Here is a 986-nt window from a genome sequence, read left to right on the forward strand (position 1 = left end):
ATGGCCAAGGAAAAGTTCGAACGCACGAAGCCGCACTGCAACATCGGCACGATTGGTCACGTTGACCACGGCAAGACGACGCTGACGGCGGCGATCACGATGACGCTGGCGAAGGCCGGCGGCGCCAAGGCGATGAACTACGCCGACATCGACGCCGCGCCGGAAGAAAAGGCCCGCGGCATCACGATCAACACCGCGCACGTGGAATATGAGACGGCCAACCGTCACTACGCCCACGTCGACTGCCCCGGCCACGCCGACTATGTGAAGAACATGATCACGGGCGCCGCGCAGATGGACGGCGCGATCCTGGTGGTTTCGGCCGCTGACGGCCCGATGCCGCAGACCCGCGAGCACATCCTGCTGGCCCGTCAGGTCGGCGTGCCGGCCCTGGTGGTCTTCATGAACAAGGTCGACCTGGTCGACGACGCCGAGCTGCTCGAGCTGGTCGAGATGGAAGTGCGCGAGCTGCTGTCGTCGTACCAGTTCCCGGGCGACGACATTCCGATCACCATGGGTTCGGCCAAGGCCGCGACCGACGGCGTGAACCCGGAAATCGGCGAACAACGCGTCCTGGCGCTGATGGAAACCGTCGACGCCTACATCCCGCAACCGGAACGCCCGGTCGACCTGCCCTTCCTGATGCCGGTCGAAGACGTGTTCTCGATCTCGGGCCGCGGTACGGTCGTGACCGGCCGCGTCGAGCGCGGCATCGTCAAGGTCGGTGAAGAAGTCGAAATCGTCGGCATCCGTCCGGTCCAGAAGACGACCTGCACGGGCGTGGAAATGTTCCGCAAGCTGCTCGACCAGGGCCAGGCCGGTGACAACGTCGGCGTTCTGCTGCGCGGCACCAAGCGTGAAGACGTCGAGCGCGGTCAGGTTCTGTGCAAGCCGGGTTCGATCACCCCGCACACCAAGTTCCTTGCCGAAGCCTACATCCTGACCAAGGAAGAAGGCGGCCGTCACACGCCGTTCTTCACGAACTA

The 986-nt window shown here is 64.5% G+C and carries 1 protein-coding gene; it reads left to right on the forward strand.

Features of this window, described 5'->3' with window-relative positions:
- The coding region (gene tuf / locus AC1ROD_RS18935; RefSeq protein WP_492949804.1) for an elongation factor Tu at window positions 1-986 on the forward strand (986 nt) is incomplete at its 3' end.

Source organism: Brevundimonas sp. GW821-FHT12E07, assembly GCF_058807035.1.